This is a genomic window from Streptomyces clavifer (genome assembly GCF_036345975.1).
GTDB lineage: Bacteria > Actinomycetota > Actinomycetes > Streptomycetales > Streptomycetaceae > Streptomyces > Streptomyces clavifer.
This window is the reverse complement of the sequence record NZ_CP107793.1, coordinates 5,173,592-5,193,536: the sequence shown is the minus strand read 5'-3', so window position 1 is coordinate 5,193,536 and position 19,945 is coordinate 5,173,592. Positions and strand designations below refer to the sequence as shown.

Annotated in this window: 20 protein-coding genes; 6 read left to right on the top strand and 14 right to left on the bottom strand. The window is 70.6% G+C overall.

The window, feature by feature from the left end; translation table 11 throughout:
- Nucleotides 1-44: 44 nt before the first annotated feature.
- Nucleotides 45-1,475: a pyruvate kinase gene (gene pyk / locus OG927_RS22935; protein WP_056794448.1), complete on the top strand. Its 1,431-nt coding sequence runs from the start codon at nucleotides 45-47 to the stop codon at nucleotides 1,473-1,475.
- A 287-nt stretch (nucleotides 1,476-1,762) separates the two neighbouring features.
- Here pyk and OG927_RS22930 read toward each other — a convergent pair whose 3' ends face one another.
- The 5 genes from OG927_RS22930 to OG927_RS22910 all read right to left on the bottom strand — a co-directional run bounded on the left by OG927_RS22930 (nucleotide 1,763) and on the right by OG927_RS22910 (nucleotide 6,474).
- Nucleotides 1,763-2,146 carry a VOC family protein gene (locus OG927_RS22930; RefSeq protein WP_330320698.1) on the bottom strand — a complete coding sequence of 128 codons (384 nt, stop codon included), beginning with the start codon at nucleotides 2,144-2,146 and terminating at the stop codon, nucleotides 1,763-1,765.
- A 163-nt stretch (nucleotides 2,147-2,309) separates the two neighbouring features.
- Nucleotides 2,310-3,584 (bottom strand): hypothetical protein, encoded by a 1,275-nt coding sequence (locus tag OG927_RS22925; RefSeq protein ID WP_330320697.1) that lies wholly within the window; start codon nucleotides 3,582-3,584, stop codon nucleotides 2,310-2,312.
- On the bottom strand, nucleotides 3,574-4,143 hold the full coding sequence (locus OG927_RS22920) for a DUF6114 domain-containing protein (RefSeq protein ID WP_056794441.1): 570 nt from the start codon (nucleotides 4,141-4,143) through the stop codon (nucleotides 3,574-3,576). The genes OG927_RS22925 and OG927_RS22920 overlap by 11 nt, the downstream gene beginning before the upstream one ends.
- 94 nt (nucleotides 4,144-4,237) lie before the next feature.
- The gene (locus OG927_RS22915) at nucleotides 4,238-4,894 is read right to left on the bottom strand and encodes a DUF6230 family protein (protein WP_056794438.1); all 657 of its coding nucleotides are present in this window, start codon (nucleotides 4,892-4,894) and stop codon (nucleotides 4,238-4,240) included.
- 599 nt (nucleotides 4,895-5,493) lie between these two features.
- A complete protein-coding gene (locus OG927_RS22910; protein ID WP_124281157.1) occupies nucleotides 5,494-6,474 on the bottom strand; it encodes a tetratricopeptide repeat protein in 981 nt (326 codons plus the stop codon).
- A gap of 317 nt (nucleotides 6,475-6,791) precedes the next feature.
- Between OG927_RS22910 and OG927_RS22905 the strand changes: the two genes are divergently transcribed.
- Nucleotides 6,792-7,457, top strand: coding sequence for a TetR/AcrR family transcriptional regulator (locus tag OG927_RS22905; RefSeq protein WP_124281158.1), 666 nt, complete (start codon nucleotides 6,792-6,794; stop codon nucleotides 7,455-7,457).
- Here OG927_RS22905 and OG927_RS22900 read toward each other — a convergent pair.
- From OG927_RS22900 to OG927_RS22870, 7 genes are all read right to left on the bottom strand, one after another.
- Entirely contained in the window at nucleotides 7,433-9,133 is a 1,701-nt protein-coding gene (locus OG927_RS22900) for an acyl-CoA mutase large subunit family protein (protein ID WP_056794432.1), read from the bottom strand. The genes OG927_RS22905 and OG927_RS22900 overlap by 25 nt on opposite strands.
- 129 nt (nucleotides 9,134-9,262) lie before the next feature.
- Entirely contained in the window at nucleotides 9,263-9,595 is a 333-nt protein-coding gene (locus tag OG927_RS22895; RefSeq protein ID WP_056794429.1) for a DUF3817 domain-containing protein, read from the bottom strand.
- Between the two features lie 55 nt (nucleotides 9,596-9,650).
- Nucleotides 9,651-10,160, bottom strand: coding sequence for a MarR family winged helix-turn-helix transcriptional regulator (locus OG927_RS22890; RefSeq protein ID WP_056794426.1), 510 nt, complete (start codon nucleotides 10,158-10,160; stop codon nucleotides 9,651-9,653).
- A gap of 183 nt (nucleotides 10,161-10,343) precedes the next feature.
- Entirely contained in the window at nucleotides 10,344-12,299 is a 1,956-nt protein-coding gene (gene glxA, locus OG927_RS22885) for a radical copper oxidase GlxA (protein WP_209471257.1), read from the bottom strand.
- Between the two features lie 8 nt (nucleotides 12,300-12,307).
- Entirely contained in the window at nucleotides 12,308-14,074 is a 1,767-nt protein-coding gene (locus tag OG927_RS22880) for a glycosyltransferase family 2 protein (protein ID WP_330320696.1), read from the bottom strand.
- Nucleotides 14,075-14,241: 167 nt separating this feature from the next.
- Nucleotides 14,242-14,535 (bottom strand): MTH1187 family thiamine-binding protein, encoded by a 294-nt coding sequence (locus OG927_RS22875; protein WP_031091528.1) that lies wholly within the window; start codon nucleotides 14,533-14,535, stop codon nucleotides 14,242-14,244.
- Entirely contained in the window at nucleotides 14,532-14,882 is a 351-nt protein-coding gene (locus OG927_RS22870) for a DUF3817 domain-containing protein (RefSeq protein WP_056794421.1), read from the bottom strand. The genes OG927_RS22875 and OG927_RS22870 overlap by 4 nt, the downstream gene beginning before the upstream one ends.
- 220 nt (nucleotides 14,883-15,102) lie before the next feature.
- Between OG927_RS22870 and OG927_RS22865 the strand changes: the two genes are divergently transcribed.
- The 4 genes from OG927_RS22865 (at nucleotide 15,103) to OG927_RS22850 (ending at nucleotide 17,727) form a co-directional block, all read left to right on the top strand.
- Entirely contained in the window at nucleotides 15,103-15,735 is a 633-nt protein-coding gene (locus tag OG927_RS22865) for an AIM24 family protein (protein ID WP_056794419.1), read from the top strand.
- Nucleotides 15,735-16,385, top strand: a complete 651-nt coding sequence (locus OG927_RS22860; RefSeq protein WP_056794417.1) for an AIM24 family protein — start codon at nucleotides 15,735-15,737, stop codon at nucleotides 16,383-16,385. The genes OG927_RS22865 and OG927_RS22860 overlap by 1 nt, the downstream gene beginning before the upstream one ends.
- Nucleotides 16,382-17,155: an AIM24 family protein gene (locus tag OG927_RS22855; RefSeq protein WP_124281160.1), complete on the top strand. Its 774-nt coding sequence runs from the start codon at nucleotides 16,382-16,384 to the stop codon at nucleotides 17,153-17,155. Before OG927_RS22860 ends, OG927_RS22855 begins: the two co-directional genes overlap by 4 nt.
- 95 nt (nucleotides 17,156-17,250) lie before the next feature.
- Entirely contained in the window at nucleotides 17,251-17,727 is a 477-nt protein-coding gene (locus OG927_RS22850) for a MarR family winged helix-turn-helix transcriptional regulator (protein WP_056794413.1), read from the top strand.
- A 56-nt stretch (nucleotides 17,728-17,783) separates the two neighbouring features.
- On the opposite strand, the gene OG927_RS22845 is transcribed toward OG927_RS22850, so the two are convergent.
- Both OG927_RS22845 and OG927_RS22840 read right to left on the bottom strand, forming a co-directional pair.
- Entirely contained in the window at nucleotides 17,784-19,241 is a 1,458-nt protein-coding gene (locus tag OG927_RS22845) for a sensor histidine kinase (RefSeq protein ID WP_056794411.1), read from the bottom strand.
- Complete coding sequence (locus OG927_RS22840; protein ID WP_056794408.1) at nucleotides 19,238-19,900, bottom strand: response regulator transcription factor; 663 nt, start codon at nucleotides 19,898-19,900, stop codon at nucleotides 19,238-19,240. The genes OG927_RS22845 and OG927_RS22840 overlap by 4 nt, the downstream gene beginning before the upstream one ends.
- Nucleotides 19,901-19,945: the final 45 nt, after the last annotated feature.

The following is a 19,945-nucleotide window of genomic DNA, read 5'->3' as shown; positions in this document are numbered from 1 at the left end:
AGACGGAATATTCCGCAGCGAAACAAACCGATAGGATCCGCCTCATGCGCCGTTCCAAAATCGTCTGCACCCTCGGTCCCGCCGTCGACTCCCATGAGCAGCTCGTCGCTCTGATCGAGGCCGGCATGAGTGTGGCCCGCTTCAACTTCAGTCACGGCTCCCACGAGGAGCACCAAGGCCGTTACGACCGGGTCCGCCAGGCCGCCGCCGAGACCGGCCGCGCGGTCGGGGTGCTCGCCGACCTCCAGGGCCCGAAGATCCGCCTGGCGAAGTTCGCCGAGGGCCCCGTCGAGCTGGTCCGCGGGGACGAGTTCATCATCACCTCCGAGGACGTCCCGGGCGACAAGTCGATCTGCGGTACGACCTACAAGGGGCTGCCGGGAGACGTCACCAAGGGCGACCCGATCCTGATCAACGACGGCAACGTCGAGCTCAAGGTCGTCTCCGTCGACGGCCCCCGGGTGACGAGCATCGTCATCGAGGGCGGTGTCATCTCCGACCACAAGGGCATCAACCTGCCCGGTGCCGCGGTGAACGTGCCCGCACTGTCCGAGAAGGACGTCGACGACCTGCGGTTCGCCCTGCGGATGGGCTGCGACATGGTCGCCCTGTCCTTCGTGCGGGACGCCGAGGACGTCAAGGACGTGCACAAGGTGATGGACGAGGAGGGCCGCCGGGTCCCCGTCATCGCCAAGGTCGAGAAGCCGCAGGCCGTCGAGCACATGGAGGGCGTCGTCGCCGCCTTCGACGGTGTGATGGTCGCCCGCGGTGACCTCGCCGTCGAGTATCCGCTCGAGAAGGTCCCGATGGTGCAGAAGCGCCTCATCGAGCTGTGCCGCCGCAACGCCAAGCCGGTGATCGTGGCGACCCAGATGATGGAGTCGATGATCACCAACTCGCGGCCCACCCGCGCCGAGGCGTCCGACGTCGCCAACGCGATCCTGGACGGCGCGGACGCGGTCATGCTGTCCGCGGAGTCCTCCGTGGGCGCGTATCCGATCGAGACGGTCAAGACGATGTCGAAGATCGTCGTCGCCGCCGAGGAGGAGCTCCTGTCCAAGGGCCTCCAGCCCCTCGTCCCGGGCAAGAAGCCCCGTACGCAGGGCGGTTCGGTGGCCCGCGCGGCCGCCGAGATCGCGGACTTCCTGGACGGCAAGGCGCTGGTCGCGTTCACCTCGTCCGGTGACACCGCCCGCCGTCTCTCCCGCTACCGCGCTGCCCAGCCGATCCTGGCCTTCACCACGGACGAGTCCACGCGCAACCAGCTCGCGCTGAGCTGGGGCGTCGAGTCCCACGTGGTGCCGCACGTGAACAACACGGACGCGATGGTCGCCCTGGTCGACGAGGAGCTCCTGAAGCTGAACCGCTACAGCACCGGCGACGTCATGGTGATGACCGCCGGCTCGCCCCCCGGTGTCGCCGGCACCACGAACATGGTCCGGGTCCACCACCTGGGCGGCGAGAAGCGCGACTGACGCTCCCCCCTCCTGCGGCTGTGGCCCGCACCCCCGATCGGCATGTGCCGGGGGTGCGGGCCACAGCCGTACCCGGCGCGAGCGTCCGCGCCGGGACCGGTCCGCCCGCCCCGCCATGTCTTCCGCGGTCCTGCGAGAGGGCCCGGCCTCCGGGAACAGGCCGGGGACGCCGGACGGTGCGCGCGGCGGTGGCCGAACGCTCCGGGCCGCACGTCCCGGCGATCCGGTCCAACAGCGAAGTCGGACGGCGCCCAGGGGATCGGTCCCGGACGCCGGGATGCGCGGGGTCAGACGGGCTGGATCCGGGCACGGAGGAGGCAGAACTCGTTGCCTTCCGGGTCGGCCAGGACGTGCCAGCCCTCGGTGCCGGTCTGGCCGACGTCGGCGGGCCTGGCGCCGAGGGCGAGCAGTCGCTCCAGCTCGGCGTCCTGATCGCGGTCGGTGGCGTTGACGTCGATGTGCAGGGGCAGCTTCCCGGGCCTCGGGTCGCTGCCGGGGCTGAGGACGAGGGTGGGCTGCGGGCCTCCGAAACCCAGGTCCGGCGGCCCGATCTCGATGCTCCCGTCGTCCTCCCGGCCGAGTTCGACGTAGCCGAGGACCTCGCTCCAGAAGGCGGCGAGCCGGTCGGGATCGGCTGCGTCCAGGACCAGTTCACTGATGCGGCATGCCATGCCCGTCAGTGTACGTAGCCGGCCCGGGAGCCGGCCGCGTCCGCGAGGGCGCCGCGTTCGCACGCGGTGACCGGCTCCCCGGCGCGACACGGCTGCGGGCCGCCCCCCTCGGTGAGGGGGGCGGCCCGCGGTGCTGTGCGGCTCCCGAACGGGTCGGTGGGGTCTAGCTGTTGCCGCCGGTGAAGTAGTTCTGCAGGCCGGGCACCGTGAGCGTGCCGCCGAACTGGCCGGCCTGGGTCACCTTCACGTCGGTGAAGAAGGCGAACGGTACGTTCAGCGGCGGCGGGGTCTCCGGGCTGAAGGTGATCGGGATGAGGCCGAAGAGGTTGCCCTTCAGCTCCTCCGTGTACATCGTCACCTCACCGTCGCGGATCGTCGACGTGGAGCCGCCGCGCGCCTTGACGTGACCGGTCGCACCGGCCGGGCCCGTCGTCAGCTGGTGCAGGTCCTTGATGTCGATGCTGCCGGCGGTGAACTTCAGCGCCTTCTTGACGGTGCCGTTGTACGTCTTCACCTCGACGATGCCCGCGTAGTCGAGCCCGTTGAGCGTGAGCCGCGACGACTCCAGGATCCACGGGTCGTCCGGGAGCAGCGGAAGGCCCTGCTCCAGATCGGCGGCGGCGAGCGCCTCGGGGTCAGCGGTCGGGCAGGGGAAGCGCTCCTTGGCGCCGTCCGGCACGTCCTCGTCCTTGACGGGGTCGAGACCCTTGACGTCCTCGTCGAGCTCCTCGACGTCCTTGCCGGCCTTGTCGGCCGCGTCCCGGATGGCGTCGGCGGTCTCGTCGGCCTCGTCCTTCGCGCCGTCGGTGGCCTCCTCGACCGGATCGGTGGTCGCGGTCTCCGTAGGCTTCGGATCCGGGGCCCCGGTGGTGGCGCTCGGGGACGGGCTCGCCGTCTCCTTGTCCGGTCCGTCGAGCAGGTCCTTGAGGGCGTCACCGACACCGAGCGGGTCGAGCGGGTTCACCGGCTTGGTGGGCGTCGGGGTCGCGCTGGGCGTCGCCGCTGCCTTGTCCTCGGACGTCGGGGCCTCCGCGGGCGCACTCGCACTCGCCGACGGCTTCGGGGCCTCGGTCCCGCCCGTGTCCGGCTCCTCGCCCGTGTCCGGCTTCTCGCCCGTGTCCTCGGCATCGCCGGTGGACGTGGCGCCGGGTGTCGGCGTCGCCTTCGGCTCCTCGGATTCGCTCGGTTCGTCGGAGCGCGTCACACAGGGACCGGGGGCGAAGGGGATGTCGTTGTCGTCGGCCAGCGCGAACCTGGGAGTGAGTCCCATGCCGACGAACACCGCCGTGGGCATCGCGGCGAGCGCGAACGCCTTCTTGCCCGCGGGCATGTGCAGCTTCGTCAGCAGCGACTTCCTGGGCGCCGCGTGGCGGGGCCCTTTCGGCTCGCGGACGTTCTCGGGCCCGAAGTCGCCCGTCCCTGTCTCGTCACCCCGCACGATGCCCCCCGCTGTCGACCTCGAGCGACTTGTCGTACGGCGACGGCTGCTGCGGGACCGCGGTCGGGTCGTAGTACTGCGGCGCGGTCCCCTCCGTCCCGGGTACGCCTTCGGCGGTCTGCGCCCTCGGGCGGGCGGCGTCGAGGTCTGCGGCGGCCTCGGGACCGCCCGGGGCCCAGGAGACGGACAGGGCTCCGCCCAGGAGGGCGAAGACGAAGCCGATCAGGAATCCGCCGATGTTGGCGACGGGGATGGAGATCAGCGCCAGCAGGATCGCCGCGACTCCGGCGAACACCCTGACGATGGGCTGGAACCACATGGTCAGGCCCAGCGTGATGAGCAGGACCCCGATGATCAGCGACCCCGCACCGGCCGTGGTGGACATCGCCAGCGTCATGTTGCCGAGGTGCATGTTGGCGTACGGGAAGTAGGCGATGGGTACACCACCGACCATGGTGAACAGGCCCGCCCAGAACGGCCGGTTACCCCGCCAGGTGCGGAATCCCCGCCGGAAGACGGTGAGGTAGTGCTCGTTCTGCCCTGTGGACTCGGGGCTCATGGAAAACAGCTCCCTGGAACCGGTACTGCGGTGAGAAGAAGGGGTGGGCGGCCGAAGGCCCTGGGAGAGCACTCCGGCCACCCGGTCACGTGCCTCAGAAGCACTGCTCGTCGGTACCGCTGTGCAGCCGCAGCTTCAGGTCGCTGAGCTTGAAGGTGCCGGCGGTGGTCGCCCACGCCGTCTGCTTGACGTCGGTCAGGACGGCCTCCTCCGCACGCTGCGCGAATCCGTTCGCATTCGCCTGCGTGCCCGGCTGGATGCCGATCGATCCGGGCCTGTTCGGGTTCTTGAGGGAACCCGCCGCGACACCGATGTCGATGTTCTTGAACGACGCGTCGGCGTCGAGCTGAGCGACGTCCAGGTACAGATTCGTCGCCTCGACCGGCTTCTTCGCGTTGGTACCGGCCTCCAGCCTCAGCGTGACGCTGCCAAGGTCGAACGGAAGGTTCGGCGTGACGACCGACTGGCACATGTTGGTGATCGTCGCGCTGCTGAAGCCCGACACCGCCACCGCGTGCGCCGCCTTCTCACCCTTCATGTCCGTGCCGACAGCGACGCTGCCGTACTGGACGAAGTCCTTGCCGACGAGACTGTCGGTGCGGACCTTGAAGCTCTGACCCGACACGCTGAACGACGCGGCCAGCGCACCCTGCGCCAGACCGACGCCGACTGCGGCGGTCGCGACGACGCTCGGCACCATGACCAGAGCGAAACGCTTCCATCTGGTGCCACCGCGAACCTGGGAACTCATAAATTTCCTCCTTCTCGGACGTACATCTCCGGTACGGGCATCGTGCCCGTCCTGGGATGGGAGAAGTGCTACGTCCTCGGGAAGGAGAGCGCCCGGACCGGAGGCGCGTACCGCATCCGAGTCACCGGCGATCACCCCCGAGCGACAACCACTGGCCGCGCGTCTGCGCAACCGGTTCGGACAGGCCCTGCCGAGGGCAGGAACCCCCCTGTCCGCGATCGGCGGCACTGCCGCCGACCACCCGGTGGGGACCCAACAGGCCACCGGAGCCGACTGGCTGTCGGGCTGGCGGGCGTCGGACCGGGCGTGGCCGATCGTGGTGCATTCCCGCCCGTGACACAAGGGGGGTCGTTACTCGCTAGTAACGACCCGATAACCGGGGTGCGACAGGCGGATACCGCCCGGCCACACAGGGTGGCGCCAAAGGTGCGCTCGAATGGGCAAATTGGGGTCCGAAAGCGGACAGATCCCAGGGTGCGCTTTACTGCCAGTAACAGCGCGTACTTTTGTCAAGTTTTGGTAAAGCACAGGCGTCCCTTGTCGTCCGCCCGCGAAAACGGCCGCGGCGCCCCGGGGGGCACCACGGCCGTGTTGTCACATCAGAACAAGACCCGCGCCAGGGCGGTCCTCGCGGCGGTGACCCTGGGGTCCTCGGGGCCGATCACCTCGAAGAGCTCCAGGAGGCGCACCCGCACCGCGTCCCGGTCGTCACCGAAATTGCGGCGGACCGTCTCGACCAGCCGTCCGAAGGCGTCCTCGACGTGACCGCCCACCAGATCCAGGTCCGCGGCGGTCATCTGCGCCGCCGGGTCGGCCGGATTCTCCGCGGCGTCCTTGCGGACCTGCTGCGGGTCCAGGCCCGCGACCCTGCCGAGCAGGTCCGCCTGGGCCAGGCCCAGCTTGGCCTCGGTGTTGCCCGGATCGTCGGCGAGGACACTCCGGTACGCCTGCACGGCACCGTCGAAGTCATTGGCGTCCAGTGCCGCCGCGGCGGTCTCCAGGAGCGCGTCGTAGGGCCCCGCGGGCACCTCGGCCGGGACGGCGTCCTCGGCTCCGGCGACGGCGGCGTCCGGGTCGACCACGATCCCGGTGAGGCCGAAGCGCTCCTCACCGACCTGGATCAGCTGGTCCAGCGTCTCGCGGATCTGACTCTCGGGGGCGGCCCCCTGGAAGAGCGGGAGGGCCTGCCCCGCCACCACGGCGAAGACCGCGGGGATGCCCTGGATCCCGAACTGCTGCATCAGCATCTGGTTGGCGTCGACATCGACCTTGGCCAGCACGAAGCGGCCGTTGTACTCGGCGGCGAGGCGCTCCAGGAGGGGGCCGAGCTGTTTGCACGGCTCGCACCACTCGGCCCAGAAGTCGATCACGACGGGGACTTCGGTGGAGCGCTGGAGGACGTCGGTCTCGAAGCCGGCCTCGTCGACGTCGATCACCAGGGAGGCAGGGGCGACGGCGCCGCCGCCACCCTGCCGGGCGGACTCCGCGCGGGCCTGCTCCGCCTTCACCTTGGCCTCGCCGGCCGCCTTGACAGCGGCGAGGTCGACGACGCCGCTCATGGACATGTTCCTAGGCTGCATACGTACATCCTCCCCCCTGGGCGCACCGTTCCGGAAAGCGATCCGCGAACCGTCCCCGTCCACAGCCACGCCGGTGTGCGGGGCGGACGGACGGACACGGTCACCGGGGCCCTGAAAAACCCCGTACTCGATGCCGGGTCCCCACCCGGCACGTGGTTGTCGATCAGTCGTGGCGAGGACGACCGGCGGACCGTCGTCCTTACGCTACGACCCGTAGCGTAACTGTCCGGACCCCCTCCCGGGCAAGAGCGCCCGGTGATCTGTCTCACGGGTCCCGGGGCCGGTCAGCGGTACTTACCGGCCGGTATGGTCGCCGCATGCCGAGCCGCCCCCCTGCCGAACCCACCCGATCCGGACGTCCCCGCAGCGCCGCGGCCGACGCCGCGATCCTGGAGGCGACCCGTGCGTCGCTGGTCGACCTCGGCTGGTCGAAGCTGACGATGGGGGACGTGGCGACGCGGGCGGGGGTCGCCAAGACGACTCTCTACCGCCGCTGGGCCGGCAAGAACGAGCTGGTCGTGGACGCGGTCGCGGTCCTGTTCGACGAGTTGGAACTGCCCGACCTCGGCAGCCTGGCGGCCGACGTGCAGGCCGTGGTGCTGCAGTTCGCGGCGCTGCTGGAACGGCCGGAGACCAAGACGTCGCTGATGGCGGTGGTCGCGGAGTCGACACGCGACGAGGCACTGCGGGGCCGGATCAGGGATTCGATCGTGGCCCGGCAGAAGCGGCTGGTCCTGCGGGGGCGCGAGCGCGCACAGGACCGAGGCGAACTGCCCGCCGAACCGGACCCGGCGATGGCCGCCCGTACGGCTGATCTGGTCTTCGACGTGATCGCCGGCGCGGTGGTGCACCGGGCGCTGGTGAGCGCCGAACCCGTCGACACCGACTGGGCCCGGCGCTTCACCCTGCTGCTGCTCTCGGGGCTGGGAGCCGCGGCCCAGCCGGCGCTGACGACAGGTCAGAAGCCGGGCGGCTCCGTGTAGGTGCCCCACTCGTCGCGCAGGACGCCGCAGATCTCCCCGAGGGTCGCCTCGGCCCGTACGGCCTCCAGCATCGGCGCGATCATGTTGGAGCCGTCGCGCGCGGAGGCCAGCATCGCGTCGAGCGCGGTGCGCACCCGTACGTCGTCGCGGCCCTCCTTGCGACCCGCGAGCTCGCGCACCTGATCGCGCTCGACCTCGTGGCTGACCCGCAGGATCTCCAGGTCGCCGGTGACGGACCCGTGGTGGACGTTGACGCCCACGACCCGCTTGTCGCCCTTCTCCAGCGACTGCTGGTACTGGAAGGCGGATTCGGCGATCTCACCGGTGAACCAGCCGTCCTCGATGCCGCGCAGGATGCCGGAGGTCATCGGGCCGATCGGGTGCTTGCCGTCGGGGTGGGCCCGGGTGCCGCGCTCCTTGATCTGATCGAAGATCTTCTCGGCCTCGGCCTCGATGCGGTCGGTGAGCTGCTCGACGTACCAGGAACCGCCCAGCGGGTCCGCGACGTTGGCGACGCCGGTCTCCTCCATGAGCACCTGCTGGGTGCGCAGGGCGATCTCCGCCGCCTGCTCGGACGGGAGGGCGAGCGTCTCGTCCAGGGCGTTGGTGTGCAGGGAGTTGGTTCCGCCGAGGACGGCGGACAGGGCCTCCACGGCCGTGCGCACGACGTTGTTGTACGGCTGCTGGGCGGTCAGCGAGACCCCGGCGGTCTGGGTGTGGAAGCGGAGCCACTGCGCCTTGTCGGTGCGCGCGCCGTACGTCTCCTTCATCCAGCGGGCCCAGATGCGCCGGGCCGCACGGAACTTGGCGATCTCCTCGAAGAAGTCGAGGTGCGCGTCGAAGAAGAAGGAGAGCCCCGGGGCGAAGGTGTCGACCTCCAGGCCGCGGGAGAGGCCGAGCTCCACGTAGCCGAAGCCGTCGGCCAGGGTGTAGGCGAGCTCCTGCGCGGCCGTCGCCCCGGCCTCACGGATGTGGTAGCCCGAGACCGAGAGCGGCTTGTAGGCGGGGATGTCCCGCGCGCAGTGCTCCATCAGGTCGCCGATGAGGCGCAGGTGCGGCTCGGGCTGGAAGAGCCACTCCTTCTGCGCGATGTACTCCTTGAAGATGTCGGTCTGCAGGGTGCCGTTGAGCACGCCCGGGTCGACGCCCTGGCGCTCGGCGGCGACCAGGTACATGCAGAAGACGGGAACGGCGGGTCCGCTGATCGTCATCGAGGTGGTGACGTCGCCGAGGGGGATGTCCTTGAAGAGGACCTCCATGTCGGCGGCGGAGTCGATGGCGACCCCGCAGTGGCCGACCTCGCCGAGTGCGCGGGGGTCGTCGGAGTCGCGGCCCATCAGGGTCGGCATGTCGAAGGCGACGCTGAGCCCGCCGCCGCCGTTGGCCAGGATGGTCTTGTACCGCTCGTTGGTCTGCTCCGCGTTGCCGAAGCCGGCGAACTGGCGGATGGTCCAGGTCCGGCCGCGGTAGCCGGTCGGGTGGAGCCCCCGGGTGAACGGGTACTCGCCGGGCCATCCGATCCGCTCGAAGCCCTCGTACGTGTCACCGGGGCGGGGCCCGTACGCGGGCTCCACCGGGTCCCCGGAGAGCGTGCTGAAGTCCGCGTCGCGCTTGCGGGCCTTGTCGTAACGGGCCTGCCAGCGGCGGCGGCCTTCCTCGATCGCGTGAGCGTCCATGGTTCAAATTTACTAGGACGTCCTAGTAAATGTCGATGGCAAACCGCCCGGCGCTTGTGCGCGGGGCGGTTCGGGGTGATGCGGTTGCGCCGTACGGCCGGACCGTGGCGGCGCGGTCACGCCTGGGCGTCAGACCTTGACGGGCCGCGCGGCGCCGTCCGTGATCAGCGGCTCGACCTCGCGGACGACCTTGCGCTCGACGAAGAACGCGGCCGTCGGGATGGTGCCGGAGATCAGCACCCACAGCAGCTTGCCGATCGGCCACTTCGCCTTGGAGCCCAGGTCGAAGGCGAAGACCAGGTAGATGATGAACAGGACGCCGTGGAGCTGCGAGACCGCGAAGGTCACGCTCTCACCGGTGTCGAATCCGTACTTGAAGACCATGCACACGCACAGGATCATCAACATGACGGCGGTGACGTAGGCCATCACCCGATAGCGGGTCAGCACGCTGCGTTTCATGCCGTCGAGCGTATCCGGCCGGTCCGGGCGATCTTGCAGCGCCCTGCCCCTGCGGCTACCGGTCCTCGAAGTCCTGGGCGGCCACCCGCAGGGGGCGCAGCATGGCGAAGATCTCGGCGCATTCCTCGGCGTCGTAGGCCCCGAGCCCGAAGTCCATCGCCATCAGGTCCTGGGTGGCGGACTCGACGACCTCGCGGCCCTTCTCCGTGATGGAGGCGAGGGTTCCGCGTCCGTCGTTGGGGTTGGGGCGTTTGTCGACCAGTCCCGACCGCACCAGCCGGTCGACGGTGTTGGTCACGGAGGTGGGGTGCACCATCAGCCGCTCGCCGATCTTGGACATCGGCAGCTCACCGGCCTGCGAGAAGGTGAGCAGGACGAGCGCCTCGTACCGGGCGAAGGTCAGCCCGTACGGTTTCACCACCGCGTCCACCTCGGCGAGCAGGATCTGCTGCGCCCGCATGATCGAGGTGATCGCGCCCATGGAGGGCACCGGGCCCCAGCGCCGGTTCCAGAGTTCCTCGGCGCGGGCGATGGGATCGAAGGGAAGACTGAGCGGCTTCGGCACGGGACGACCTTACCCACTGGTCACATACTGGTCCGCCCTGTCTCGCACTTCGGTACCGCCCCTCTGTTCCAGGGGCCTCGGCCACGGTGGCCGGCACACGCCGCCCACGGCGCCGGGGGCCGCGACCACCTGGCGCTCCGGGGGAAGGCGCGTCACGCCGGGGTCGCGGACCCGTGAACGGCCTCAGCCCACCCTGACCCACTTCGCCACGGACGGTGTCCCCTCCGTATCCGTGAGGAAGAGCATGTACCAGCCGGGCGGTACCAGCGCCGGATCCTCCGGGACCGCGACCGTCACCCTGCCCGGGGTCTTCCTCAGGCCGAGCTCGATCGAGCGCTGCTCGACGTCGGTGGTGTGCGTGACCGCGCTCGGCCGCATCAGCCGCGCCGTCGCGATCCGCCCGGAGCCCTCCGCGGCGTACGTCGCCGAGCCGCCGCGGGTGACCGTCTCCGGTCCCTTCCCGATCACGGGCCGCGTCCCCCCGCTCCGGTGCAGCGCGGGCGGTGTGTAGACCTCCATCCGCTGCTCGAACCTGCCGAGCCGGGTGTTGGCCCGGTCGCCGTACAGCGAGTCGGAGCCGAAGGTCGCCACCCGCCCGTCGGGCAGCAGGAGCGCCTCCGAGTGGTAGTTGCGGCCGACGGTCGGGGCGGCCGCCGCGGTGAACGCGCCGGTCGCCGGGTCGTAGGACTGCGCCTTGAGGACGTTGCTGGCGCCGCGCCCCCGGTAGTCCCTGGAGCCGCCGGTGGTGAAGACGGTGTCGTCCGGCATGAGCACGCTGTTCAGATAGCGCGTGCCCTGCGGGAGGTCGGGTCCCCGTTCGAAGACGGGACGGTCCTCCGTCAGGTCGACGACGGCGGTCCGGGCGGTCGACTTCCCGGACTCGCCCACCCCGCCGCCGCCGAGGACCATCACCTTCTGGTCCTGCGCGGGCGGCAGCATCAGGGCGGCCGCGGTCTCCAGTTCGTCGGCGTCGGCCAGCCCGCCGACCTCGGTGAAGGTGTTCTTCTCCGGATCCCACAGCCCGGGGACCCGGCCCTTGTCCGCGGGCCCGTAGCCGGCGTTCGCCCCCGGGTAGAAGAGCTTGCCGCCCTTGGTCAGGAAGAGCGCGGGGTAGGTCGGGAAGTAGCGGAAGGGCCCCTCGGACCACTTCTTCGCCTTCGGGTCGTAGATCTCGTTGCCGCCCGCGAGGATCTCGCCGACGTCGTCGAGGCCGGACACCGCGAGCACTCGGCCGTCGTCGAGGCCGACGAGCGTCGGGTACCAGCGGGCGTCCTTCATGGGGGCGACCGGGACGTACTTCTCGGCGACCGGGTCGAATTCGTAGGCCGCCCTGATCCCCTGGAAGTCCTGCTTGTCCAGGGTGATCCTCTCGGCGAGGCCGTAGGCGTTGTCCGCGGCCCTGCCCGTGAGTCCCTCGATCCGGTACTGGGCGGCCCTCCCGGTCACCGCCTGCGGCCCCTCCTCGACCGCCTCCACGAAGACGCGCTGCTCGGAGGCGGTCACCTTCGTCCTCCACGGCTTCATCGCCCCGTTCCTGAAGCGGTCCACCTCGAACGTGCGCTTCGCCTTCGGCACGGTCACGTCGAACCGGGACACGTACGCGGTACCGGCCGGAGACCTGAAGACGGTGCCCCTGCGGAGGGTGAGAGGTCTGTCCGGGTCCTCGTTCTTCACCCGCATCCCGCCGCCCGCGTGCCGCACCTCGCCGTCGAGGACCTCGTAGCGGGCGGTACCGCCCGCGATCAGGAGGCGGCCGTCGGGAAGGGCCGCGTGGCCGCCGCAGAAGAAGTCCTCGGGGGTGTCGATCCTCTTGAAGGTGCCGGCCTCCGGGTCCCACAGCACCGTGTCGAAGGTGCCCGCGCCGAAGTGCTCCTCGTCGTTGCCGGAGCCGGCGACGATCAGCACCTTCCCGGTGCGCAGGAGGGCCGCGTGAACGGCGTTCGTACGGAACTCCTCGGGGATGCGCACCGTGCCCCAGGAGCCGTACCGCGCCTTGTAGGCGGGCTGGTCGATCTTGTACGCGTGGTACGTGCTCTCCGCGAACGACAGGGCGGCCGGCGCGTTGAGTCCGGCCAGCACCACCATCGCCCCGCCTCCGAGCAGGGTCTTCCTCATGCGTTGCGTGGGCCGGTAGGACATGCGCACGGTCAGTTCCCTCCTGCGGGGGTGCTCATGGTGGTGGTGACGGCGGCCGGCGTGCCCTCCACACGGGCGGCGGGCACGGTGCGGACCGGGCGGACGCGCTGTCCGCGGAGCCGTGTGACGGACCAGACCGCGACCGGTGAGAGGGCGACGGCCAGGGCCAGCACCGCCCATGTGCGCATCGCCGCGTGGGTGTGGCCGAGCACCACCGACGCGGCCAGCGAGATCAGCAGCAGGGCGGCCCAGGCGAGGTGCACGCGGAAGGTGAGCAGCCGGTCGGGACTGGTCGCACCGCCCTTGGGGGTGACGACGAACCGCCCTTCGGTGCGCAGCACCGCGGCGCCCAGCGACTTCAGGTAGATCGGCGCGCAGAGCGCCGACATCCCCATGCCGGCCAGCCCGCCCGAGCCCTCGGGTTCGTGCGGGGAGACGTTGTGGCGGCGGTTCCACAGGTAGAGCCCGATCTGGAGGGCCGCGGCATCGCTGTAGAGCATGAGCCAGAGCGAGGCGGCGACCTGGGTCCCGGAGGCGCCGAGCCAGAGGAACAGCAGGCAGCTCAGCACGCCGAGCAGCCAGTTGACAGCGGTCATGGGGTAGTAGACGAGCATCAGCGTGTAGCTGAGGAGACGGCCGGGCGGCATCCGGAACAGGGCCCTGCCGTACTGCCGCAGCAGCGTCTCGTACGTCCCCCGCGACCAGCGGAGCTGTTGGGTGAAGAAGTCGGCCCAGGACGCGGGGCCCTCGCCGACGGCCAGCACGTCCGGGGTGTAGACGGATCGCCAGAACCGCCCGGTCAGCGGGTTGCGGCGGCGGTGGATCTCGAAGCCGGTGGCCATGTCCTCCGTGATCGAGTCGTAGAGCCCGCCGGCCTGGCGCAGCGCCGCGACGCGTATGACGTTGTTGGTCCCGACGAACATGGGCGCGCCGTAGCGGTTGCCGGCGCGCTGGATCAGGGCGTGGAAGAGGAACTGCTGGGACTCGGCCGCCTTGGTGACGGCTGCGTCGTAGTTCCCGTAGACCTGCGGCCCGACGACGAAGGCGGTGTCCGGGTCGCGGAAGTAGCCCATCGTCCGCTCCAGGAAGTTGGGCTGCGGTACGTGGTCGGTGTCGACGGAGGCGACGTAGCCGTAGGCGTCCCCGTGCCCGGCCATCCAGGCGTTGTAGTTGCCGTGCTTGGTCCGGGCCTTGTGCCGGCCCCCGGCCAGGTTCCACTCGGGCACCCCTCTGCGGGTGAAGTGGCGCACGCCCAGTTCGGCGCAGAGCCTCCTGGCCTCCGGATCGTCGCCCTCGTCGAGGAGCCAGACGTCCAGCGCTCCCGGGTGGCGCACCCGTACGGCGCCCTCCAGGGTGGCCCGCACCATGGCGAGGGGTTCCTTGCCCGGTACGTACGTGGTGAGGAAGGCGACCCGGGTTCCGGGCTCGGCCGTGACGGGGACGGGGTCCCTGGCCACCATCGCGGCGTGCGCGACGGAGACCACGTTGACCAGCATGAACAGCTCGACGAGGCCGATGGACAGCAGCATCGCCGTGTCCGCGGCGACCAGCCACGCCTCACCGTTCTCACGCGAGGTCCAGTGCGTGGGCCAGACCAGGTAGGCGAGCAGCAGGCCGGTGAGGGCGGGGGCGAGCGTCATCAGGAGGACGGCTCGTGTCCGGTGCTTCTCGGTGGAGAGGAGGCTGCGGTAGCCGACTCGGTACCCCGTCGCGGGCGGCTGCGTGAGCGGCCCCGCGAGCCTGCTGTAGCGGTCGTAGTCGTAGTCCTCCGAAGGCACCGCACCTCCAACGGTCGAACGGGTGGATATCACCACACAAGGTGATATCCGGTCACGTGTCGACCGACAGGCCCGGGCAGGGGCCTTTCCTCCCCCGAACGGAACGGACCCCCGGGCCGATTGGCTCCGGGGGTCCGTGTTGCGCACGAACGGGGGCTGATGGTGCGTCAGCCCGCCAGGTGGCGTTCCACCGTCTCGACCTTGGAGGTCAGCCCGTCGGTGACCCCGGGCCTGATGTCGGCCTTCAGCACCAGGGAGACGCGGCCCGCGCGGGCCTCGACCGCGGCCACGGCGCGCTTGACGACGTCCATGACCTCGTCCCACTCCCCTTCGACGGAGGTGAACATCGCGTCCGTGCGGTTGGGCAGCCCGGACTCCCGGACGACCCGGACGGCGTCGGCGACGTACTCACCGACGTCCTCGCCGACACCCAGCGGGCTGACGGAGAAGGCGACGATCATGCGCTGACCGTGCCTTCGGCGCGGGCACGGGCCGCGATGACGCCGTCCGCCTCGTACTTCTTGAGCAGCTTGTCGCCGTAGAAACCGCCGAAGGGCACGACCGCGAGGAGGAAGAACAGCGCGACGCGCTTGAGCGGCCACTTCGCCTTGACCCACACGTCCAGCAGGAACACCACGTAGATCGTGAAGAGCAGGCCGTGCAGGGCACCCAGGGGCGGCATCAGGAAGTCGATGTCCGAGACCCGCATCAGGAGGGAGCCGAAAATGAGCAGCGCCGGGAAGGAGAGCGCCTCGGGAACCGAGATGAGGCGCAGCCGGTGCAGGGCGGAAGCGGTCTTGATGTCCACGAGGGCACCTTCGGTGGGAGGGGGCGGTTCGGCTTGTGAACGCAGGCACAAGCACGGCCATTGTGGCATCGTCCGCGTCCGGCTCCGATAGCGGGGCCCGTTGGCCGCCACCCGGACCCCGTGGGCACGTATCGGCCCATATCAGGGTCCGGCCGGGGTCCGGATCCTCCCCCGGGCCCTGTCCGCCGGGCGCCGCTGCGACTACCGTCGGTCCGTGGCAATGTTCCGGCTCCAAGGCAGCAAGACGCTCGCCGTCGACCTGACGGGCGACGCCGTCAAGGCGAAGAACGGCTCGATGGTCGCGTACGACGGCCAGATGACCTTCAAGAAGATGTCCGGCGGCGGTGAGGGCATCCGCGGCATGGTGACCCGCCGGCTGACCGGCGAGCAGATGACGATGATGGAGGTGAAGGGGCAGGGCACCTGCTACTTCGCCGACCGGGCGAGCGAGATCAACCTGGTCTCGCTGCACGGCGACAAGCTGTACGTCGAGGCCAGCAATCTGCTGGCGACGGACGCCGGGCTGCGCACCGGCACCACCTTCACCGGGCTCCGCGGCGGGACGAGCGGCAACGGCCTGTTCACCACGACCGTCGAGGGCACCGGCCAGGCGGCGATCATGTCGGACGGTTCGGCCGTGGTGCTGCGGGTGACGCGCCAGTACCCGCTGGTCGTCGACCCGGGCGCCTACATCGCCCACCAGGGCAGCCTGCAGCAGCACTTCCAGTCAGGGGTGAACTTCCGGACCCTCATGGGGGAGGGCTCAGGCGAGTCCTTCCAGATCCGCTTCGAGGGCGACGGCCTCGTCTACGTGCAGCCGAGCGAGCGGAACACCGTCGGAGGGGATGTCTGATGCCGTTCCGTGAGATCAACTCGAAGATGGTCGAGGCCACGGTGGTTCCCGGCCAGAAGATGTACAGCCAGCGGGGCGCGATGCTCGCGTACCGCGGCGACGTGTCGTTCACGCCGAACATCCAGGGCGGCCAGGGCGGCCTGGCGTCGATGATCGGCCGGCGGGTGGCCAACGAGGCGACCCCCCTGATGACGGTCGAGGGCAGCGGCACGGTGATGTTCGGCCACGGCGGCCACCACATCCAGGTGATCGGCCTGTCCGGCGACACCCTCTACGTGGAGGCCGACCGGCTGCTCGCCTTCGACGGGACGCTCCAGCAGGGCACCATGTTCATGGGCTCGCAGGGCGGGGTGATGGGCATGGTGCGCGGCCAGGTGACCGGGCAGGGACTGTTCACCACGACGCTCAAGGGCCACGGCGCGGTCGCCGTGATGGCGCACGGCGGGGTCGTCGAGCTGCCGATCACGCCGGGCCGCCCGGTCCACGTTGACCCGCAGGCGTACGTCGCCCACCACGGTGACGTACGCAACAAGCTGTCCACCGCGCTCGGCTGGCGCGACATGGTGGGGCGGGGCTCCGGCGAGGCGTTCCAGCTGGAGCTCAGCGGCAATGGCGCGGTGTACGTCCAGGCGTCGGAGGAGAAGCTGTGAGCACGCCCGTGATCCACGATCCGACGACGCTGCCGTCGGACGACAACGTCAACGCGTACACCTTCTGCGTGGAGCTCAAGGGGAGCCAGTGGTTCCTGCAGAAGGGCAAGATGATCGCCTACTACGGGCAGATCGACTTCAACGGCATCGGGCACGGCCGTTTCGACCGGCTGATCCGCACGAGCTTCCACTCCCCGCTGCACGCGAGCGACTGGGTGGTGGCCGAGGGCAGCGGCAAGATGCTGCTGGCGGACCGCGCCTTCGACGTGAACTCCTTCGACCTGGAGAACGGGAATCTGACGATCCGCTCCGGGAACCTGCTGGCGTACCAGCCGACGCTGGCACTGAAGCAGTCGATCGTGCCGGGCTTCCTGACCCTGATCGGTACGGGGAAGTTCGTGGCGGCGTCCAACGGCCCCGTCGTCTTCATGGAACCGCCGCTGCGGGTCGACCCGCAGGCCCTGGTGGGCTGGGCGGACTGCCCCTCGCCCTGCCACCACTACGACCACGGCTACATGACGGGCGTGCTGGGCGGGCTTCGGTCACTGACCGGGATGGGCGGCACGTCGGGCGAGGAGCACCAGTTCGAGTTCGTCGGGGCGGGCACGGTGCTGCTCCAGTCGACCGAGGTGCTGATGCCCGAACAGGCGACGGGAGCGACCCCGCACGAGCCGGGCGTCCCGGGCGGCTCCGCCGGTGCGGGTCAACCCGGCTCCGCACCCCGCATGCCCGGTCAGCTGGGGGACCTCCAGCGTCGCTTCGGATTGTGAACGGTACCCTGCGGAGTGTGACGCCGGTCCGTGCGTGCGCGGCGTCACACGCCCCTTTTTCGTCCGTCTTTCAACTTCTTAGGTAGAATCCATACATGGAGACCGAGACGGCCACCAGCTGGCTGACCGATGCGGAGCAGTGCGCCTGGCGCACCCACCTGGACGTCAGCAGGCTGCTGACCCACCAGCTGGAGAAAGACCTGCAGCCGTTCGGGCTGACCATGAACGACTACGAGATCCTGGTCAATCTCTCGGAGTCGGACGACCAGCGCATGCGGATGAGCGACCTCGCCGCCGCCACCCTGCAGTCCAAGAGCAGGCTCTCGCACCAGATCACCCGCATGGAGAACGCGGGCCTCGTGCGGCGCGAGCACTGCGAGTCGGACCGCCGCGGGCTGTACGCGGTGCTCACCGGCCCCGGTGCGGACACCATGCGGAAGGTCGCGCCGCACCATGTCGATTCGGTGCGCAGGCACTTCATGGACCTGCTGTCGCCCGAGGCGCTCGCCGAGCTGCACGCGGCGCTGACCCCGATCGCCGACCACCTGCGCGGACGGCGCGGCAAGCCGTAGGTCCGCGGGCCGTGTCCGGCCTGCAGCCCCGCCGGCTCTCGGTCCCCGTTCGGCTCTCAGCCCCCGGCCCGTCCCTCCGCCGGTGCGGGCAGCCGCAGCGTGAAGCGCGCCCCGCCCTGCGGTGCCCTGCCCACGTCGAGCGTGCCGCCGTGACGGCCCGCCACGTCGCGGGCGATGGCGAGGCCCAGGCCCGCCCCGCCGTCGTCCCGGCTACGGGCGTCGTCGAGGCGCACGAAGCGCTCGAAGATCCGCTCCCGTTCGTCCGCCGGGACACCCGCACCGTCGTCGGTCACCTCCACCAGGACGTCCGCCCGGTCCCGCGTCACCGCGACGGCGACGGCGCTCTCCGCGTGGCGCTCGGCGTTGTCCAGCAGATTGCCGATCACCCGGGCCAGCTGGCCCCGGGATCCGGTGACTCCGAGGGCGCCGTCCGCCACGGACACCTCCACCGGAATCCGGCCGCCGGCCCGCTGCGACACCTCCTCGCGGACCAGGGCGCCCAGGTCGACCGCCGTCCGCCCCGGCCGCTCCCCCGCGTCCAGCCGGGCCAGCAGCAGCAGATCGGCGGCCAGCCCCTGCAGCCGTACGGTGTCGGCGACCGCCCCCGGCACGTCCAGCAGGTCCGGGTGGGCGGCCCCCACCTCCAGCTGCGTGCGCAGCGAGGCGATCGGGCTGCGCAGCTCGTGCGAGGCGTCCGCGACGAAGCGCCGCTGCCGCTCCACCGACGCCTCCAGCACGGTCAGGGTCTCGTTGGTCGTCCGCGCCAGCCGGGCGATCTCGTCGCGCGAGTCCGGTTCGGGCACCCGGCGGCGGAGGTCCTCGGACGCGGTGATCGCGGCCAGCTCCCGTCGGATGCCCTCCACGGGCCGCAGGGCCCTGCGGGTCACCAGCCAGGTCACCCCGGCCACGACGGCCAGCAGGACCGGCAGCCCGGTCAGCATGGCGCCGCGCACCGTGCCCACGGCCTCCTGCTCGGTCGCGAGCGGAGCACCCGCGTGGACCGTCAGGGTGACCCCGTCCGACGTGGTCCCCTCGACGCGGGCGAAGCGGTAGTCGGCCGTCTCTCCGTCGATCGTGGCCGTGCCGTTGGAGAAGTCCGGGTCGTCGGTGGAGACCTTGCCGCGCGCCGGGTCGACGCCCCCGTCGTCATCGTCACCGCCGTCGTCATCGTCGTCGTCACCGGGACTCGCGACCGGTGCCGGGGGCACGGGGGTGACCCGCGGCGTGGCGGTCCCCGTGACCGCCTCCAGGTCCTCCGAGACGGCCACCACCCGCCCCTCCCCGTCGGTCACCTGGACCGGGTGGAGGTCCTCGTCGCCGAGGTCCAGGGAGGCGTACGGCACGTCCAGGGCGAGCTGGCCGGCCACCTCGCGCGCCGCCACCTCGGCCTCCAGACCCGCCTGGTCGATGAGATTGGCCCGCAGGACCATGAGGACGGCGAGCCCCGCGCCGACGAGGGCGAGGGCGACGACCAGCGTCGCCCCGATCGCGGCCCTGGCCCGTACGGACCTCACAGCGCCTCCAGCCGGTAGCCGGCACCGCGCACCGTACGGATGGACGCGGCGCCGAGTTTGCGCCGCAGGGTGCTGATGTAGACCTCGACGATGTTGGGGTCGCCGTCGTACGCGAAGTCCCAGACGTGCTCCAGGATCTCCGCCTTGCTCACCACCTGGCCGGCGCGCAGGGCGAGCTGCTCCAGGACGGCGAACTCCTTCGCCGTCAGGAAGAACTCCTCCTCTCCCCGGTGCACGCGCCGGGCGGCGGTGTCCATCCGCAGGGTGCCGACGGCGAGTACGGGCGAGCCGGACCCGGTGGACCGGCGGCGTAGCAGGGCACGGACCCGGGCGACGAGCACGACGTAGCTGAACGGCTTGGTCAGGTAGTCGTCGGCACCGGTGTCGAGCCCTTCGGCCTCGTCGTACTCCCCGTCCTTCGCCGTCAGCATGAGGATGGGGACGTCATGGCCCGCGGCACGCAGCGCGGCGCACACGCGGTAGCCGTTCATCCCGGGCAGCATGATGTCCAGGACGACGAGGTCGTACCGCCCCTCCCCGGCCCGGTGCAGCCCTTCCAGGCCGTCGTGCACGACATCGACGGCGAAGCCCTCGGCGGTGAGTCCCTTCGCCAGGGACACCGCGAGGCGCTTCTCGTCCTCAACGATCAGCAGACGCATGTGCACAGCGTCGCAAACCGAACCTGAAGGCGCCTTCAGCCGCCT

What these genes read in the sequence shown, in the direction of transcription:
- pyk (WP_056794448.1), top strand. Translation starts at nt 45, where the DNA reads ATGCGCCGTTCCAAAATCGTCTGCACCCTCGGTCCCGCCGTCGACTCC.
- OG927_RS22930 (WP_330320698.1), bottom strand. Translation starts at nt 2,146, where the DNA reads ATGGCATGCCGCATCAGTGAACTGGTCCTGGACGCAGCCGATCCCGAC.
- OG927_RS22920 (WP_056794441.1), bottom strand. Translation starts at nt 4,143, where the DNA reads ATGAGCCCCGAGTCCACAGGGCAGAACGAGCACTACCTCACCGTCTTC.
- OG927_RS22915 (WP_056794438.1), bottom strand. Translation starts at nt 4,894, where the DNA reads ATGAGTTCCCAGGTTCGCGGTGGCACCAGATGGAAGCGTTTCGCTCTG.
- OG927_RS22910 (WP_124281157.1), bottom strand. Translation starts at nt 6,474, where the DNA reads ATGCAGCCTAGGAACATGTCCATGAGCGGCGTCGTCGACCTCGCCGCT.
- OG927_RS22905 (WP_124281158.1), top strand. Translation starts at nt 6,792, where the DNA reads ATGCCGAGCCGCCCCCCTGCCGAACCCACCCGATCCGGACGTCCCCGC.
- OG927_RS22900 (WP_056794432.1), bottom strand. Translation starts at nt 9,133, where the DNA reads ATGGACGCTCACGCGATCGAGGAAGGCCGCCGCCGCTGGCAGGCCCGT.
- OG927_RS22895 (WP_056794429.1), bottom strand. Translation starts at nt 9,595, where the DNA reads ATGAAACGCAGCGTGCTGACCCGCTATCGGGTGATGGCCTACGTCACC.
- glxA (WP_209471257.1), bottom strand. Translation starts at nt 12,299, where the DNA reads ATGTCCTACCGGCCCACGCAACGCATGAGGAAGACCCTGCTCGGAGGC.
- OG927_RS22875 (WP_031091528.1), bottom strand. Translation starts at nt 14,535, where the DNA reads ATGATCGTCGCCTTCTCCGTCAGCCCGCTGGGTGTCGGCGAGGACGTC.
- OG927_RS22865 (WP_056794419.1), top strand. Translation starts at nt 15,103, where the DNA reads ATGTTCCGGCTCCAAGGCAGCAAGACGCTCGCCGTCGACCTGACGGGC.
- OG927_RS22860 (WP_056794417.1), top strand. Translation starts at nt 15,735, where the DNA reads ATGCCGTTCCGTGAGATCAACTCGAAGATGGTCGAGGCCACGGTGGTT.
- OG927_RS22850 (WP_056794413.1), top strand. Translation starts at nt 17,251, where the DNA reads ATGGAGACCGAGACGGCCACCAGCTGGCTGACCGATGCGGAGCAGTGC.
- OG927_RS22840 (WP_056794408.1), bottom strand. Translation starts at nt 19,900, where the DNA reads ATGCGTCTGCTGATCGTTGAGGACGAGAAGCGCCTCGCGGTGTCCCTG.